Here is a 16,840-nt window from a genome sequence, read left to right on the forward strand (position 1 = left end):
GCAACGCGCAGGCGCCAGGTTCGACAACGCGCGGCGGCCGCCAGGGCGCATGAATGCAGCAGGGATACCGGAATTGGTATTGACATCGCAAAAGAAGTCATTTGTGGGGCAAAGTCATTCCCACCTACCATGTTTCTGAGCAAGTTCCAGCTCTGGCGGCGACTGCCGCAGCGTTCTCAACATAACTAAAATACAGGTGGAGACAAGATGAAGCAATTGATGGCAACGGGCACCCGCACGTCCCGACAAAACACACGGTTGACCTTGAAGGCCACAGTGACCGCCCTGGCCGGCGCCGGCCTGCTGAGCAGCGCTTCCGTCTGGGCGCAACAGGCACCCGCCGTGGACACGCCAGTGGAAGAAACGGCATCGGCAGCAGCAGCACCGGCGGCCGACAATGCCGGCATCGCCGTCGTCGCCGTCACCGGTGTGCGTCGCGCGGCGCAAAGCGCACAGACGATCAAGAAAAACAACGACCAGGTGGTCGATTCCATCGTCGCCGATGAAATCGGCAAATTCCCCGACAAGAACGTGGCCGAAATCCTCGGCCGCGTGACGGGCGTGCAGATCCGCCGCGAAGGCGGCGAAGCGGGTACCGTCATCATCCGCGGCTTGCCCGGCGTGGTGACCTTGCTCAACGGCCGCGAAATGTTCACCTCCGTGGGCCGCAGCCTGTACCTGGCCGACATCCCGACGGCCATGCTGCAGCGCGTGGACGTGTACAAATCGCAGGGCGCCGACATGGTCGAAGGCGGCACGGCCGGCGTGATCGACGTGCGCACCAACCGCCCCTTCGACTTCAAGGGCTTTACGGCATCGGGCAACGTGCGCGCCGAGCACCGCGACAAATCCGGTTCGACGGACCCGAACGTCAGCGGCATGGTCTCGAACCGCTGGAAGACCCCATACGGCGAATTCGGCGCACTGCTCGGCCTGTCCTACCAGCGCGGCAAATACTATGACGAGACGATCTGGAATGCCGAACCCGTCAAGCGCCCCGAAGCGGGCAATATCACGGGTCCCGATTCCGTCGGCATGATCCCGACCGTGGGCGACCGCAAGCGCTATGCGGCGAATGCCGCCTTCCAGTGGCGCCCGAACTCGCAGGTGGAAGTGTATGCGGAAGGCATGTCGACCCTGATCAAGCATGCGTTCGACAGCCAGTTCTTCGTCGGTTCCCTGCCGTGGGGCCAGAACCCGGACATCACCCTGATCCCCGGTACCAATCAGGCGGCCACGGTGGGCAAGATCGACGGCCCATGGTCGCCGTTCACGCTGGGCTCGACCCAGGCGCGGCGCGACCGCTCGATCGGTTCGCAAGGCGCCATCGGCGCGCGCTGGGACATCACACCGCAGCTGCGCGCCACCACGGAACTGGCGCGCACGGTCAGCAACTTCGAGCGCGAATTTCCCATCCTCGACTTCCTCGCCCATCCGACCAGCGTGATCGGCAGCACCAACGTCAACGGCGGCGCGCAGATCAGCTACCCCGGCTACAACATGACGGATCCGAAGAACTACACCCTGCTCGGCTTCTACGACAATCACAGCCAGGATGAAGGCAGCTCGACCGACTGGCGCGGCGACGTTACCTACGACATGGACAGCACGGGCTTCTTCCGCGAATTCTCGGGCGGCGTGCGCCTGGCCAAGCGCAAGGCGGAATCGATACGCGAAAAGAACGTGCAAGGCGGACTGACGTCGATCATGACTGCCGACGCCCTGCCCGGCCTGGCCTGCACTTCGCACAAGAACACGGGCAATTTCGGCCTGCAAAGCTGGCTCACGCCATGCCGCGACTTCATGCTCAACAACACGGATACCCTGCGCCAGCTGTTTACGGGCAGCAGCGAGCGCAGCCCGGACGATCCGATGACCCACTTCAAGGACGTGGAAAAAACCAATGCCGTCTACGGCAAGGCGCGCATCGGCTTTGACCTGGCGCAAGTACCGGTCGATGGCACCCTGGGCGTGCGCGTGGTGCAGACCAAGCAGGACTTGCAAGGCAATTCCTCGCAAAACGGCATCATCACGCCCGTACGCGTGAAGACTTCGGATACGGACGTGCTGCCCAGCATGACCCTGAAAGCCATGCTGCGCCAGGACCTGATCGCCCGCATGACGGCAGGCAAGGCCGTGCAGCGCCCGAACTTCGCCGACTTCAACCCCGGCGTGACCCTGGGCCAGAGCCTGGAAATGGTGCGCCCGACGGGCAACGGCGGCAATCCCGACCTCAAACCCGTGGAAGGCAAGAACCTCGACGTGGCGCTGGAATGGTATTTCGCGCAAACGGGTTCCGTCACGGCCACCGTGTTCCGCCACAACTTCAAGAATTACATCCTGTCCGGTTCGGCCAAGGAAACGTATGGCGGCATCGAGTACGACATCACGCGTCCGCGCAACACCTCGAAGGGCCATCTGCAAGGCGTGGAAATGGCTTACCAGCAGTTCTACGACAAACTGCCAGGCTGGATGAGCGGCCTCGGCCTGCAAGCGAACGCCACCTACATGACGGGCGAGCTGGAAGAATTGAATGGCAGCGCGCATCCGTTCACGGGCATGTCGAAATGGTCGGCCAATATCGTCGGTCTGTACGAACAGGGACCGTGGTCGGCGCGCCTGGCCTACAGCTGGCGCGACAAGTACGTCGACGACTACAACTACCGCGGCAAGGGCATCCACCTGACCGTCGCGCCAACCAAGACCCTGGACGCGTCGGTCTCGTACAAGCTCAACCCGAACACCACGGTGACTTTGGACGCGAACAACCTGCTCGACTCGACCTACCGCGACTACCACGACACGCCCGAGTATGTGCGCGACGTGCGGCGCTATGACAAGGTTGTCGGATTGTCGGTCCGCTGGAGCTACTAAAAACGCCCAGGGCGTTGTTGCCGCGCCTCGCCGTACTGTGCGTACTGTCTTCGGCGCGGCGCCTAGCCCTGGACGTTTTTAGGACCGGCAGCAACACCTGACCAAACCGGCCGCGCGGCGCGCTTTGCGGCCGGCGATGGTTTTGTCAGGCGTCGACGCGTCATTGCAATACATATTCTTTCTTCCTTGAGGGTTTTCAGCGCCAGCCGGCAACGGTTGGCGTTTTTTTGCTTTGCGGAATCTATCCGACAGTGGAATTGATTTAACGCAAAATGGCGCCGCCGGGGGCTTTTATGCTGGCAGCTTGACTAGCGAACCCGGCGGGGACAGCATGCGCAATGCACGGCACGTCGACACACAGTTATTTCAACCCGACATCCCGGTGCGGCTCGACATGCGCACGGCGGCGCTGGTCGAGCATGCGCTGGCCTTGCAGGAAATGGCCGGCACGGGCGCCGCCGCCCTGTTTTTGCACTGCCACGACGTGCCGCTGCCCACCGCCCTGCGCGTGCTGACGACGGGACCGCGCCGCAAACCTGCCGGGCCGCACCTGTTTGCCCGCCTGCGCCCGCGCACGGCCGCGCTGGCGCAAGGCTTGCCGCTACCGGCGCGCTGACGAATCCTGTACCATCGCCGCAACCGATCAAATGAGGCACGGCGATGCAGGCAGCGACACCCCACGACTCCTATACGGCACTGATGGACCTGATCAAGGCGCGCCATGCGGAACTGAGCCCGCAATTCCAGGCCGGCGCCCGCTACCTGGCCGACCATCCGGACGAAGTGGCCGTCTCATCGATGCGCAGCATCGCCGCGCGCGCGCAGGTGCAGTCGGCCGCCCTCGTGCGCCTGGCGCAACAGCTGGGCTTTGCCGGCTGGCCGGAACTGAAAGCCATCTTCGTCGAGCGCCTGCGCACCGCACCGGCCGGCTATGCGGCAAAGGCGGACGCGCTGGCCGGCAAGGACGGGAACCTGGTCACCGAAGTGTTCACGGTGCAGCAGCGCAACTTGGCCGCCACGGAAAGTGCCAACCACGCCGCCCTGGACGCGGCCGCCAACCTGCTGCAGGCGGCGCCCCGCGTGCATGTGGCCGGCTTTCGCGCCGCCCACCCCATCGCCTACACCCTGCACTACCTGTACCGCTTGCTGCGCCCCAGCGTGCAGCTACTGAGCGGCCAGGGCGGCACCCTGGAAATGGACTTGCGCGCCCTGCAGGCAGACGAAGCCGTCGTCGTCGTCAGCTTCGCACCCTATTCCAGCGAAGCGCTGCTGGTGGCGCAGACGGCGCGCCAAGCCGGCTGCCAGCTGGTCGCCATCAGCGACAGCCCCCTGTCGCCGCTGGCCCTGCAAGCCGATGCCAGCATCGTCATCGCCGTCGACAGCCCCTCGTTCTTCCCCTCCATCGTGGCCGGCGTCGCGGCCGTCGAAAGCCTGGTGGAACTGCTGGTGGCGCGCGCGGGGCCCGATGCCGTCACCGCCATCGGTGCGGCGGAAAGCCAGCTGCGGGCGCTGGGCGCCTACGCAAAAACATCAAATGATGTAAATTAAAAACAAATACATCAAACGTTGTCAAGCAGCGCAACGCCTTCTATAATCGGTATTCCCCTTGCCGATAAGAAAGCGATGCCATGAGCCATGTCTTCCACCGCAGCTTGACCGCCAGCTATCCCGTCGCCACGGGCGGCGATGGTCCCTACCTGATCGACGCCGACGGCAAGCGCTACCTGGACGCCTGCGGCGGCGCGGCCGTCTCCTGCCTCGGCCATGCGGATGCGGCCGTGATCGCGGCAGTGCAGCAGCAGGTTGCCAGGATGGCGTACGCGCACAGCTCGTTTTTCACCACCGAGCCGATGGAGCAGCTGGCCGATTTCCTCGTCGCCCGTGCGCCTGCCGGCATCGACAGCGTGTATTTCGTCTCGGGCGGTTCGGAAGCGGTGGAAAGCGCGCTCAAGATGGCGCGCCAGTATTTCGTGGAACGGGGCCAGCCGCAGCGCCGCCACATCATCGCGCGCCGCCAGAGTTACCACGGCAACACACTGGGCGCACTGGCCACGGGCGGCAACGCCTGGCGCCGCCAGCAATTCGAACCGCTGCTGATCGACGTGACGCACGTGTCGCCCTGCTACGCCTGGCGCGACCAGCCAGCCCATGAAACGGACGGCGACTACGTGGCGCGCCTGGGCCAGGAACTGGAAGACACTATCGCCGAGCTGGGCGCGGACAAGGTCATGGCCTTCATCGCCGAACCCGTCGTCGGCGCCACGGCCGGCGCCCTGCCCGCCGTCGCCGGCTACTTCCAGCGCATGCGCGACATTTGCCAGCGCCATGGCATCCTGCTGATCCTCGACGAAGTCATGTGCGGCATGGGCCGCACGGGCAGCCTGTTCGCCTGCGAGCAGGAAGGCATCACGGCCGACCTGATCTGCATCGCCAAGGGCCTGGGCGCCGGCTACCAGCCCATCGGCGCCGTGATGGTCTCCAAGGACATCCGCGACACCATCCGCACCGGCACGGGATTCTTCCAGCATGGCCACACGTATATCGGCCACGCCACGGCCTGCGCCGCCGCCCTGGCCGTGCAGCGGCAGATCGAGGAACGCGGTCTGCTGCTCAACGTGCGCGCCATGGGCGGCTTGCTGCAAGAGCGGCTGCTTGCGCGTTTCGATGGCCATGCGCACGTGGGCGACATCCGTGGCCGCGGCCTGTTCCTGGGCCTGGAACTGGTGCAGGACCGCGCCAGCAAACAGCCTTTCGACCCGGCCCGCCGCCTGCATGCGCGCATCAAGGCGCAAGCCATGCAGAACGGGCTGATGTGCTACCCCATGGGCGGCACCATCGACGGCCTGCACGGCGACCACATCCTGCTGGCGCCACCCTATATCATCGACGCCAGCCACGTCGATGAAATCGTCGACAAGCTGGGCGCGGCCATCGATGCTTGCGTGGGGTAGCCGCGCAAGCCGCGGCAGAAATGCGCAAAGGCCTCGACCAGCAACTTTTGTTCACTCCTTGCCAATATTAATTGACTTATTTTAAACAATCGTTTTAAATCAGGAAGTTACTCAAAATCAATCATCTTGAGCATTCAAACATCGCATTGCCCTTTTCGATGCTGGACGCCCACGTTGATGCACTCTGAAGCCAAGGTATATGGAACTGCTCGACTCCCTGCGTCAGCCCCCACTGCAAGACGACACGATCAGCGGGCACTATGAAGTGCGCCGCTTGCTGGGCGAAGGCGGTTTCGGCCATGTATTCGAAGCCTGGGATGCCAAGCTGTGCCGCAGCGTGGCGCTGAAACGCCTGAAACCGCAAGCCGACGTGCTGCATCCGGAAAAACTCATCAATGAAGCACGCCTGGCCGCCTCGCTCAAGCATGCCGCCTTCGTGCGCATTTTCGCCATCGAAGGCCAGGGCACGAGCCAGTCCATCGTCATGGAACTGGTCGAAGGCCAGACCTTGGGCCAGTTCATGCACAGCGGCAAGGCTGACCTGCAAGCCGCGCTCGACATCGCCTACCAGATCGCCGACGCCATGGACGAGGCGCACGCCATGGACCTCGTGCACGGCGATCTGAAACCGTCGAACCTGATGCTGGAGGCAAACGGCAAGGTGCGCATCCTCGACTTCGGCCTGGCCCGCCACATCGACCCGCAAGCAACGCAAACGACCACCCTGTGCGACTTGCAGGGCACGATTGCCTACATGGCGCCCGAGCGCCTGATGGGCCGCCTGCCCGACACGCGCGGCGACGTGTATGCCTTGGGCGCCATGCTGTACGAAATGCTGGCCGGCCAGCGCCACTTCGCCCATCTGAACGGCCTGGCCCTGGCCGCCGCCCACATGCAGGCAACGGAAGCCTGGCCCGACCTGCCGGAAACCGTCCCGCCCACCATCAACGCCCTCGTGCGCGCGATGACGGCGCACGACCCGGCGGAACGGCCACGCACCATGCGCGATGTGCGCGAGGCGCTAGGCGCGCAGCGCGGCGAACCGCTCACCTTGGCTGCGCCCCTGGCCAACGAGCCGCCTGCGAAGGAAGAGCCGCCCGCCAGCGTCTCCATCCGCCTGCCCCTGCCCCGCAAGCGCACCCTGAAATGGGGCGCGGGCGTGGCGCTGCTGGCGGTATTGGCGGGATGGCAGCTGCCCAATATCCTTCCTGCCGTCAAATCGTTGGTCACAGGCGAAAAGGCGCCCGCGCCATATTCGGAAATGGCCAGCATGGCGGCGGGGATGGAGGCGTTGCGGGTGTTTGACCGCGATACGAGCCAAGAGCAGGCGATCATGCATTTCACAACCGTACTGACGCACAATCCGAACAGTGCGGCAGCAGCAGCAGGTCTGTCCCTCGCATACAGCCTGCGTTATATCGGCAATGGCCGCGACGAGACCTGGTTGCAGCGTGCCGACGCCAGCGCACAGCAAGCCATCACACTAGACAATCAATTGGCGCTGGCCCAGGTGGCACGCGCTTGGGTTCTGGAATTACAAGGCAAATCTGACGCTGCCTTGACGTCCACTGCCGCAGCACTCAACCTGGATCCGCAAAACCTGCTGGCGCTCATGGGTAAAATACGGGTGTTGATGAATGCGAAAAAAAATGATCTTGCACAATCGATCATCGACGATGCAAAACGCCTATATCCTCGCGAACGCCAATTCCAAATAATGCAGGGCATGTTGCATTACCGTCAAGGTGCCTATACTGATGCCGAAAAGGCATTCCGTAGGGCGATCGAACTCGACCCGCAATCCGCCAACGCCTACGCCTACCTGAATGCCGTCCTGCTACGCCTAGACCGCAACGATGAAGCCTTGCGTATATTGCAGCAAGGCCTACAAATCCAGCCACATTGGGAGCTGTACAACAATCTCGGCACGTCGCTATTTGCCAAGGCCGACTATCTGGGTGCCGTGGAAGCATTCAAAAATGCCGTGTCATCCAGCAAGGGCAGTCCTAATACCTACATGCTGTGGGCTAACCTGGCCGATGCACAACGCTGGGTTCCCGCTCATATGGCGGCGTCAAAGGATTCCTACCGACGTGCCATTGCACTGCTATTGCCCATTTTGCAAAGTCGACCAGACAATGCATCCTACCATTCGCGCATGGCGCTGTACCGCGCCTATACGGACGAGAAAGCGGAAGCGTTGATACGCGTGAAACAAGCCTTGGAAATGGCCGGTGAAGTAGCAGACGTGCAATTCCGCGCTGCCCTGACCCATGAGCTAATTGGCAATCATGAGGAGGCACTGGCGTCGCTACAGCAGGCAGCCAAGCTTGGCTACCCCCTCAATCTGATCGAAACGGCACCCGATCTATTGAACCTCAGGCGAGATGCTCGCTACCAACAGTTTATTATTAACCTGAAAAGAGATCGTAAAACATGACGCATGTAAGCCCCTGGATGAAGTTATCCGTACATTTTGATGCAGACCAGACCAGCAGCCAGTTGGATTACAAATTTACATCTTGCGATGGCACAGCGGATCCGCGCCACGGCGAATACATGGGCGGCGTGCATTTCCAGCAAGGACAGCATGTCTATCTGGATGTCAACTGCTGTGGTTCCAAGAAAAGCGGCTTCACTTCGTTCCAGATTGTCGATTGCTGCATCATCAGCGTACCCCAGCTGACGCAGATCGGCCAGAATGTGCCGACCGTCTACTCGATACCGTCGCCATTTCTGCAAGCCCTTGGTGCCACCTATCCGCTGCAGCTGGATTTCGAATCCCAATTGCTGCCGCCAGACCCTGAACTGCCGGACCTGCGCCGCATTCGGCAAGAATGGAAACATACGCTGGACGTGGGCCACACGAAGGGCCGCTGGGAACTGTCGTTTGTCATGACTGTGCGCATCCTGCGCGGCGATGGCGTCCAACCCGAGTTGCGCGTCTTTTCCTTTGATCCTGAAAGCTCAGTCGGCGGTTCAATCGACGTAATCTAAGTCCCCTCACGGAACGACATAACATCTCACGCATCGTCCTTGTCATGAGTCCCGGCTCAAGCCGCGCCACCTCCACCGGCGCGGCTTTTTCACATCAGCACGCAATACGCCGCCCCCCCGCCGAAAGCGGTAAAATGACGGCCTTGAAGCCAAGCTCCGCCCCCTGGCGCGGCCTTGAATGCACACAGCACCACACACAGCCCGGCAGGCACGCATTTTCCGGCCGCCGGACCAACGACAAAGAACACATGACCACCGTCCCAAAAGAAATCAACGCCGCCGCGGCAAAGAAGAATTCGGCTGAAAAGCTTACGCCAATGATGGCCCAATATATGGGCATCAAGGAAAACCACCCGACGATGTTGGTCTTCTATCGCATGGGCGATTTCTACGAGCTGTTTTTCGAGGATGCGGAGAAAGCCTCGCGCCTGCTGGGCATTACCTTGACGGCGCGCGGCGTGGCCAGTGGCAACCCGATTAAAATGTGCGGTGTGCCGTTTCATTCGCTGGACGGCTATCTGGCCAAGCTGGTCAAGCTGGGCGAGTCGGTGGCCATTTGCGAACAGATCGGCGACCCGGCCACCAGCAAGGGCCCCGTCGAGCGCAAGGTCATGCGCGTCGTCACGCCCGGTACCCTGACGGATGCGGACTTGCTGCCAGAGAAGGCCGAGCGCCCGCTGCTGGCCGTGTGCAGCATCACGCAGCGCAAGACGGTCACCACTGGCCTGGCCTGGCTGTCGCTGGCGAGCGGCGCTTTGAAGTTGATGGAGTTTTCCGGCGACAGCGGCACCGTGGCCGCGCGCCTGCAGCAGGAACTGGAACGCATCGTGCCGGCTGAAATTCTCAGCGGCGACAATGGCAACCTGTTCGACGACTACGCGGGCACGCACATCAACCGGGTGCCGGACTGGCATTTCGACGTGGTGGGCGGCCACAAGGCCCTGCTCGATCAACTTGGCGTGGCGACCTTGACGGGCTTCGGCGCTGATGGCCTCGGCGCCGCATTTGGCGCGGCCGGCGCGCTGCTGCGCTATGCGCAGTCGACGCAGGGACGCGGCTTGCAGCACGTGCGCTCCCTGACGACGGAAACGGAAAGCGAATTTATCGGACTGGACGCGGCCACGCGGCGCAACCTGGAACTGACGGAAACCATCCGCGGCCAGGAATCGCCGACCTTGTTCTCCTTGCTCGACCATTGCCGCACGGCCATGGGTTCGCGCATGCTGCGCCACTGGCTGCACCATGCGCGGCGCGACCAGAATGTGGCGCGCGCGCGCCATGAAGCCATCGCCGCGCTGGCGCAAAGCGAAGCGGCGGGCCCCTTGGCCGCCGCCCTGGCGCAAGTACCCGATATCGAACGCATCACCACGCGCATCGCGCTGCTGTCGGCCCGTCCGCGCGACTTGGCCGCCCTGCGCGACGGCTTGCTGCAACTGCCGGCCCTGCGCGGCGACGTGGTCCGTTGCTATAAGGGTGAACAATGCGGCCAGGGCGGCGAAACCGGTTTGCTGGCCGCCATCCATACGGCCTTGGCCACGCCAACCGCCTGCCTGGACTTGCTGGTGCGCGCCGTGGCGCAGGAGCCGGCCGCGATGGTGCGCGACGGCGGCGTCTTCGCCACCGGTTTCGACGCCGAACTCGATGAATTGCGCGCCCTGTCGGAAAATGCGGGCCAGTTCCTGCTCGACCTGGAAACGCGCGAACGGGCGCGCACGGGCATCGCCAACCTGCGCGTCGAATACAACAAGGTGCATGGCTTCTACATCGAAGTCACCCACGGCCAGACGGACAAGGTGCCGGACGACTACCGTCGCCGCCAGACCTTGAAAAACGCCGAGCGCTACATCACGCCGGAACTCAAGGTGTTCGAGGACAAGGCACTGTCGGCACAGGACAAGGCCCTGGTGCGCGAAAAGCTGCTGTACGACCTGCTGCTGGCCGACCTGGCGCCGCACATTGGGACTTTGCAGACCATTTCGCAAGGCCTGGCCCAGCTCGACACCCTGAATGCGCTGACGGAACATGCGCAGCAGCACAACTGGGCCGCGCCGCAACTGGTCGAGGAACCGTGCATCAACATCGTCGAAGGGCGCCACCCCGTGGTGGAAAAGCAGATCGAACGCTTCATCGCCAACGATTGCCGCTTCGTCAACGAGCGCCGTTTGCTGCTGATTACCGGTCCGAACATGGGCGGTAAATCGACCTTCATGCGCCAGGTGGCCCTGATCACCCTGCTGGCTTACGTGGGCAGCTACGTGCCGGCCGCTTCCGCCACCATCGGCCCCATCGACCGCATCTTCACGCGTATCGGCGCCACCGACGACCTGGCGGGCGGACGCTCGACCTTCATGGTGGAAATGACGGAATCGGCGGCGATTTTGAACGGCGCCACCGAGCACTCGCTGGTGCTGATGGATGAAGTGGGCCGCGGCACCTCGACCTTCGACGGCCTGGCCCTGGCCTGGGCCATCGCGCGCCATCTGATCGACACCAGCCGCAGCTTCACCCTGTTCGCGACGCATTACTTTGAGCTGACGCAACTGCCGGACAGCCACCCGAGCGCCGCCAACGTGCATCTGTCGGCCGTCGAGCACAAGGACAGCATCGTCTTCCTGCACGCCGTGCAAGCCGGTCCCGCCTCGCAGAGCTACGGCTTGCAGGTGGCGCAACTGGCTGGCGTGCCACAGCCCGTGATCAAGGCGGCGCGCAAGCACCTGGCGCGCCTGGAAGCGCAGGCGCTCGACGCCACGCCGCAGCGCGACCTGTTCGCCGCACCGGCAGCCGATCCGTATGCACAGGAGGAAGAAGAGGAAGCGGCGGCGCCGCTGGCCGCGCTGAACGCGGCGCAGCAAGCCTTGCTCGATGCCATCGCTGACCTCGATCCCGATGCGCTCACGCCGCGCGACGCGCTGGAACAGCTGTACCAGTTGAAACGGCTGGCCGCCGCATGACCTGCCGGCGCAGCTCGATACGCCTGCTGGCCGCCGGCTTGCTGGCTGCCAGCCTGCCATGGCAAGCGGCGCTGGCCGCCCCGGGCGACCAGGCCGGCTTCGAGTTTGCCGTACTGGGCCATTCCTTCAACGCGGGGCCGGACGACGGCCCCCTGAAAAAAGCCATCGCCGACACCAGCGCCTTCAATGCCTCGTTCGTCGTGGCCACCGGCATCAAGGCCGCCAGCGAATCGTGCAGCGACAAGCTGTATGGCCAGCGCAAGGATTTGCTGGACGCCAGCGGACCGCCGCTGATCGTCTCGCTGTCGGCCAGCGACTGGGCCAACTGCCGCAATTCGCGCGGCAGGGTCAACGCCATCGAACGCCTGAACCGCCTGCGCGACGTGTATTTTGCCGATGACCAGAGCCTGGGCCAGCGCAAGCTGACCCTGTCGCGGCTGTCATCGACGGCGAAGTTCCGCAGCTATGCAGAAAACGCCCACTGGGAATACGGCGGCGTGCTGTTTGCTACCGTCAACCTGCCCGCGAACAACAACCATTTCTTGCCAGAAGCGGGACGCAACAGCGAATTCGAAGACCGCCTGGTCGCCAACCGCTCCTGGCTGCAACGCCTGTTCGCCATGGCGCAGCGCAAGCAGCTCGACGGCATCGTGCTGTTTTCCGATGGCGACGCGGGCGTGCTCGATGACGACGACAATTCGCTGCTGCCCAGCTTTAGTTCGAAACAGGACGGCTTTGCCGGACCGCGCAAGCAGATCCGCACCCTGGCGAAAAAGTTCAGCGGCAAGGTGCTACTGGTCGATACGCAGCGCGATGGCGACACGGATGGCAAGGAGGGGAAAACCAAAAAAGCCGCAGCCAAAACAGGCGGGCCGAAGATCAGCTGGAAAGGCAACCTGGGCCACGTCAGCATCAACAACGACTGGGCCGCCATCGCCGTACGGCCAGGCAAGACGCCATTCTTTGAGGTGCGTCAACGCGCCGTCAGGCCATCGGCGCAAGCCAGGGCCAGGGCGTCGACCGTGCGCCGTTAGCGCATAAGCAAACAGGCCGGCATGAGCCGGCCTGTTTTCATTCAAGCAGCGTCACGCCCAACAGACGTCACGACGCCTGACAAAACCGTAGCGAGCAGCTGCGCGGCGTGGCCGAGAAGCGCAACCGTACTAGAGTACGGTGAGCATCGCCGGCCGCGCCCCGCTGCGCGCAGCAGGTTTGGTCAGGTGTTAATGAATAGGGTGGGTACGGAAGTGATCGCCCTCTTCGCCTTCATCATCTTCATCGCCATGGTCATGGCCGTGTGCGCCATGCACGTGGCCATGGGCGATTTCTTCGTCGGTGGCTGCGCGCACGTCAGCGACGGTCAGCGAGAAGCGCAGCGCGATGCCGGCCAGTGGATGGTTACCGTCCAGCACGACCTTGTCGTCGGCGATATCGGTGACCGTGAAGATCATCGCTTCTTCGTCCGGCGAATCGCTTTCCGGCATGCCTTCGAACTGCATGCCCACTTCCAGCGGCTCAGGCAGGCGATTGCGCGGCTCGACCTTCACCAGGGCTGGATCGTATTCACCGAAAGCATCATCCGGTTCGATCTGGATCGTGTTGGAATAGCCAACTTCCTTGCCGTCGAGCTCTTCTTCGATCTTCGGCAGGGTGTTTTCATAATCACCGTGCAGGTAGACCATAGGCTGACGGCCGTCTTCGATCAGATTGTCTTGCGCGTCTGACAGTTTGTAGTTGACAGTCACGACCGTATTTTTGGCAATCTTCATTATGCTTCCTTTCATTGTATAAGCTGGCAAATTATACCTTCACGCCGCCAACGGCAGGCGCATTCCTGCATTTCCGGTTGTTATAATGGGCGCATGAAAAAATTAACTCTCCTCGGCGATATCACGCCGGCGCAATTCCTGCGCGACTACTGGCATAAAAAACCCTTGTTGATCCGTCAAGCTGTGCCTGGTTTCAAGGCACTGTTCGATTTCAAGGCCCTGGCCGAGCTGGCTACCCTGGACCACGTCGAATCGCGCCTGGTCAGCCATGCGGATGGCCACTGGAACATGCAGCAAGGTCCATTGACCAGCCTGCCCTCGCTGAAACAGAAGGAATGGACCCTGCTGGTACAGGGCGCCAACTTGCACAGCGCCAAGGCCGACGCCCTGCTGCGCCAGTTCCGTTTCCTGCCGGACGCGCGCCTGGACGACCTGATGGTCAGCTTCGCCACCGATGGCGGCGGCGTGGGCCCGCATTTCGATTCGTATGACGTGTTCCTGCTGCAAGGCCAGGGCAAGCGCCATTGGCGCATCGGCGCGCAGAAAGACTTGAGCCTGATCGACGGCTTGCCGCTGAAAATCCTCAGCAACTTCACGCCCGACGAAGAATTCACGCTGGAACCGGGCGACATGCTGTACCTGCCGCCTCACTACGCGCACGACGGCGTGGCCATCGGCGACTGCCAGACGTATTCGATCGGCTTCCGCTCGCCATCGTTCCAGGAACTGGGCGAAGCCTTCCTGCAATTCATGGCCGACTCGATCGACTTGCCGGGCATCTATAGCGATCCGGACCTGAAGGCGTCGGGCAAGCCGGCGGAAATCCCCCGTGAAATGCTCAGCACCATCACGGAAGAAATGAACAAGGTGCGCTTCACGGAAGAAGATGTGACCATTTTCCTCGGTGAACACCTGTCGGAACCGAAGCACAATGTATTTTTCACGCCGCTGTCCAAGCCGCTGACGGTAGGCCGCTTCGCGGACGCCGCACAGAAAAAGGGTGTCGTGTTGTCGCGCAAGACGCTGATGCTGTATCGTGGCAAGAATGTCTTCATCAATGGCGAATCGTTTGCCATTGGCAAGGCCGATAAAACGGCCCTGGAAACCCTGGCCAACGAACGCGCCCTCGATGGCACAGCCGTAGCCCAGGCTTCCGATGACGTGATGGATGCCTTATATACCTGGTATCAGGATGGCTGGATCGAACTGGCTTGAATGGGTGCAGCGTAGTAAAAGTGGTATTACAGCAGGGGGAATATCGGCATCTGCGCTAGCGCAATAAAACATATTATTTTTATATCGTTTTGTCGCGCTTTCGCAAATCGCTTACACTTGCTTGCAATTTGCTTCGGCAAATATTGCGATATCACAAAATAGTTGCGAATTTGCCTCTTGCTCCTATTGCGACGCACCAAAAATCGCTATAATATTCGGTTAGGAAGTTTCCGTTGTCTGGCAGGCACCACCTGGTACGAAAAGCCTTCGAAGACGACCTAACGAGCGATAATTACCGGTAATTATTCATCGCAACAATATTGATTTATTTTTTGAAATAATTAAGGAAAACAAATGAAAAAATCCCTGCTGATCGCCTCCCTGATGGTTGTTGCTCTGGCTGCTTGCAGCAAAAAAGAAGAAGCTCCTGCACCAGCACCAGTAGTTGAAACCCCAGCACCAGCACCAGCAGTTGAAGCTGCTCCAGCTGCTGCTGCTGACGCTGCTGCTTCGGCCGCTACCGACGCTGCTGCTGCTGCTTCGGCTGCCGCTTCGGCCGCTACCGACGCTGCTTCGGCTGCTTCGGCTGCTGCATCGGCTGCTAAGTAATTTAGCACCCTGCACTAAAGAAAGCCGGCCTTCGGGCCGGCTTTTTTATTGGGCAAACGCCCAAGCAAACCTACCGCGCCGCGCTTTACGGCCTGCGATGTTCACCGTACTCAAGTACGGTTACGCTTCTTGGCCACCAATCACTGTCGCTCGCTACGGTTTTGCTGGACGCCGCAAGCACCTATTGCATACCCAAAATAAAAAGGCTGACCCGGTTTGCACCGGGCCAGCCTTTTTTATAATGTGTGACAGCTTTTGATAGCCGCCACTCAGCGAACTTATTTCAACTGGTCGTTCAGCAGACCCAGGATCTTCTCTGCCACTGGCGAGACGTCCGGCTGGCCTTCGTTGCTGAGGATGCTGACCAGGCTGGTCGAGCCATTGCCGGCCTTGACCAGGACGCGGTAGCGCTGCGCGCCCTTGTCCTTGTCGGACGACGAGCCCCAGCTGAACAGTTTCGAGAAGAAGCCATCTTTCTTGACGGCATCCGGATCGACGTAACGCACGAAATACGTGCCTTGCGTGCGGTCGCGGTCTTCCACGGTGAAGCCAACGCGGTCCAGTGCCAGGCCGACGCGGCGCCAGGCGCGGTCGAAACTTTCATCGACTTCGATGGCGCGCGCCGGCGTGGCGGCGTCACCCACCAGCTTGGCGTGCTGCGGCTGCACGATGGCGGCATCGACAGCCGTCTTCGCCTGCGCATCGTCGCTGGCCGCGCCCAGGCGCGTCATCAGCTTGGCGAGGAATTGCGCTTCCAGGCCCGGATCGTTCGGACGCGCGGTCCAGGTGGTGGTTTCCTTGTCGCGGCCCGTGACAACCTCTTCCACGCCACGGTGGCTGATGTAGATCTCGGTCGAACCATCGGCCAGACGCTCCACGCGGGTACGGTATTTGTCTTTTTCGCCGCTCGAATACAGGCCGTCGAAAGCCTTGCCGATCGTGCTGCGAATGATATCTTGCGGGATCTTGGCGCGGTTTTCGTTCCACTCTGTTTCCATGATGCCAGCCGTCGGCTGGTCGATGGCGATGGTAAAGCCCGAATCCTCCCAGAATTGCTTGAGCTGCGGCCACAGCACCTCAGGCGACTGCTTGACGACCAGCCAGCGCTGGTTGCCCGCGCGCTCGACCTTCACGCCGCCTGCCGTGACAGGCACGACGCCCACCACGCCGTCGGCGCCCACGACGACGGGCGTACCGGCCGTGGCGTTGCGCTGCGCGTTGTAGCCGGAAGCCGTGGCCACGCCATTTTTCGAATCCGGCAAGGAATAACGGTTGTCCTGCTGCAATTGCGTCAGGTCAGGCGGCACGTCCAGGGTGCCGGCTTTCTTGACCGACTTGTAGTCGACCTTGTCGCCGCCGACTACCGAACTGATCATGCCACAGCCCGCGAGGCTGGCTGCGACGGCGCCGATGACGATGCCGCGGACGGCGATGGTGGCAGGCGCCGATTTGGTTTTCTTGCAATTAGTCATGT

12 protein-coding genes are annotated in these 16,840 nt (G+C 62.0%); 10 read left to right on the forward strand and 2 right to left on the reverse strand.

Going from position 1 to position 16,840, the window contains the following annotated elements; translation table 11 throughout:
• Positions 1–207 precede the first annotated feature (207 nt).
• The 8 genes from O3297_RS14550 to O3297_RS14585 all read left to right on the forward strand — a co-directional run bounded on the left by O3297_RS14550 (position 208) and on the right by O3297_RS14585 (position 12,807).
• The gene (locus O3297_RS14550; RefSeq protein WP_305049006.1) at positions 208–2,874 is read left to right on the forward strand and encodes a TonB-dependent receptor; all 2,667 of its coding nucleotides are present in this window, start codon (positions 208–210) and stop codon (positions 2,872–2,874) included.
• Between the two features lie 331 nt (positions 2,875–3,205).
• Positions 3,206–3,490, forward strand: a complete 285-nt coding sequence (locus O3297_RS14555; protein ID WP_070281185.1) for a hypothetical protein — start codon at positions 3,206–3,208, stop codon at positions 3,488–3,490.
• Positions 3,491–3,534: 44 nt separating this feature from the next.
• Positions 3,535–4,422 (forward strand): MurR/RpiR family transcriptional regulator, encoded by an 888-nt coding sequence (locus O3297_RS14560; protein WP_305049007.1) that lies wholly within the window; start codon positions 3,535–3,537, stop codon positions 4,420–4,422.
• An 80-nt stretch (positions 4,423–4,502) separates the two neighbouring features.
• Positions 4,503–5,825, forward strand: coding sequence for an aspartate aminotransferase family protein (locus O3297_RS14565; protein WP_305049008.1), 1,323 nt, complete (start codon positions 4,503–4,505; stop codon positions 5,823–5,825).
• 199 nt (positions 5,826–6,024) lie between these two features.
• The gene (locus tag O3297_RS14570) at positions 6,025–8,265 is read left to right on the forward strand and encodes a serine/threonine-protein kinase (protein ID WP_305049009.1); all 2,241 of its coding nucleotides are present in this window, start codon (positions 6,025–6,027) and stop codon (positions 8,263–8,265) included.
• Complete coding sequence (locus O3297_RS14575) at positions 8,262–8,822, forward strand: hypothetical protein (protein WP_176376285.1); 561 nt, start codon at positions 8,262–8,264, stop codon at positions 8,820–8,822. Before O3297_RS14570 ends, O3297_RS14575 begins: the two co-directional genes overlap by 4 nt.
• Positions 8,823–9,070: 248 nt before the next feature.
• Positions 9,071–11,773, forward strand: coding sequence for a DNA mismatch repair protein MutS (gene mutS, locus O3297_RS14580; RefSeq protein WP_305049010.1), 2,703 nt, complete (start codon positions 9,071–9,073; stop codon positions 11,771–11,773).
• A complete protein-coding gene (locus tag O3297_RS14585) occupies positions 11,770–12,807 on the forward strand; it encodes a hypothetical protein (RefSeq protein WP_305049011.1) in 1,038 nt (345 codons plus the stop codon). The genes mutS and O3297_RS14585 overlap by 4 nt, the downstream gene beginning before the upstream one ends.
• Before the next feature lie 189 nt (positions 12,808–12,996).
• On the opposite strand, the gene O3297_RS14590 is transcribed toward O3297_RS14585, so the two are convergent.
• Positions 12,997–13,542 carry a peptidylprolyl isomerase gene (locus O3297_RS14590; protein ID WP_034783360.1) on the reverse strand — a complete coding sequence of 182 codons (546 nt, stop codon included), beginning with the start codon at positions 13,540–13,542 and terminating at the stop codon, positions 12,997–12,999.
• A gap of 93 nt (positions 13,543–13,635) precedes the next feature.
• On the opposite strand from O3297_RS14590, the gene O3297_RS14595 reads away from it, so the two are divergent.
• Both O3297_RS14595 and O3297_RS14600 read left to right on the forward strand, forming a co-directional pair.
• Positions 13,636–14,757, forward strand: a complete 1,122-nt coding sequence (locus O3297_RS14595; protein ID WP_034783359.1) for a cupin domain-containing protein — start codon at positions 13,636–13,638, stop codon at positions 14,755–14,757.
• 354 nt (positions 14,758–15,111) lie between these two features.
• Complete coding sequence (locus tag O3297_RS14600; protein ID WP_034783358.1) at positions 15,112–15,366, forward strand: hypothetical protein; 255 nt, start codon at positions 15,112–15,114, stop codon at positions 15,364–15,366.
• A gap of 278 nt (positions 15,367–15,644) precedes the next feature.
• Here the strand turns inward: O3297_RS14600 and bamC are convergent, their stop codons facing one another.
• Entirely contained in the window at positions 15,645–16,838 is a 1,194-nt protein-coding gene (gene bamC, locus O3297_RS14605; RefSeq protein ID WP_034783356.1) for an outer membrane protein assembly factor BamC, read from the reverse strand.
• Positions 16,839–16,840 lie beyond the last annotated feature (2 nt).

Origin of the sequence: Janthinobacterium sp. SUN128, from assembly GCF_030587275.1 — a bacterium.
GTDB classification, from domain to species: domain Bacteria; phylum Pseudomonadota; class Gammaproteobacteria; order Burkholderiales; family Burkholderiaceae_D; genus Janthinobacterium; species Janthinobacterium lividum.